Genomic DNA, 1,210 nt, shown 5'->3' with positions numbered 1-1,210 from the left:
TCGCCCTCGGGACCCGCCACGATGGCAACCTGCGTGCCTTCGATCTTTGGGCGCTTGGTCGTCCGGTGCGGGGTCAGCGGCACGCGGGCGGGGATGGCTTCGAACTGGTTTCGATATTCCGGCTCGTTGCTGTTGGTCTCGTAGGACCTGTCCACGATCGTGTGGCTTGCCCTGATGATCACATGCTCTTCGTATTCGTGCTCGGGATGAGCCTCCTCATAGGGCGTGAAGCGGCGGCCGGCTTCGAGAATGCGCGATGTCGATGCGCCGAAGACCCGGTCGTGGTCGGCCTCGATGGATTGTGCACGCAACTTCTGCGACCTCTCGGCCTCATCCACCGTTCTGATGCGGGCCGGGTATTCGTAGAGCTCGCGCTTGGTCGCATCGGGCATTTGTACCAGCGATGGCATCATCGTGCCCGGCACCATGCCCGGTGTCTCGAAATTCCAGTCGGCCCCAGCACGCTGGCCGGGCACATAGGAAAAACGACGGGCCCAGTCGTTAATGTGGTTGCGATCCGATGATCCTTGTGCCAATCTCACTTTGCCTTCGCCTTGAGCGGAGGGTGATGGTCCAAGCCATCCATTGGCGGTATCAGCCACATGCAGCTTGTGAGAGCCGTCTTCATGCGAAAACCAGTAGAATAATCCGTCCTCTTCGAAGCGACGTAGGAGGTAATCGAGGTCCAGTTCATTGAACTGCACGCTGTATTCTTGTGCAGGCGGTGGTTTGATGATGCCCGACGTATCCGGGGCGGGAATGCCGTGCTCGGAAAACAAGGTTTCGACGATGTCGATAGAGGTCTTGTTCTGCCAGATGCGGCAGTCGGAGCGGCGTGAAAGCAGCCACATCTGCGGGCGGATGGTCATGGCGTAGGAGCGCAAGCCGCGGGTGATGGGTGGTCCTTCGTGCAGGTCGGTCACCAGACCGTTGAACGGACGGCGGACACCACTGCCCTCTTCGCCATCCCCCTGCTGAACCTCGACCGACACATCAACCAGGCGCCCGATCAGCTCTTCCGGCTTCACCGCTTCCTTCTTGGCACGGACATTCAACTGTATTTCGAACAGCTGTGATACACCTTCGCTGATCACCATCCGCTCGGGCAGCAACTGGTCTTCGCCCAGCGGCGACTTGACCTTCAAAACACGGCTGGCCTGGATGAAATCGGACGACGAAGGCTGGTCGGTCATAGGGGAACCCGGGTGAT

General features: G+C 59.8%; 1 protein-coding gene. It reads right to left on the bottom strand.

What is annotated here, in order from left to right; all coding sequences use genetic code 11:
• Positions 1-1,193, bottom strand: a 1,193-nt coding sequence (gene tssI / locus GGQ73_RS22770) for a type VI secretion system tip protein TssI/VgrG (protein WP_183898000.1), incomplete at its 3' end; no start/stop codon positions are given.
• Positions 1,194-1,210: the final 17 nt, after the last annotated feature.

Source organism: Rhizobium skierniewicense (assembly GCF_014196515.1).
In the GTDB taxonomy this organism is placed as follows: Bacteria; Pseudomonadota; Alphaproteobacteria; order Rhizobiales; family Rhizobiaceae; genus Agrobacterium; species Agrobacterium skierniewicense.
The sequence above is the reverse complement of the archived record's forward strand: the minus strand, read 5'-3'. Positions and strand labels throughout refer to the sequence as shown.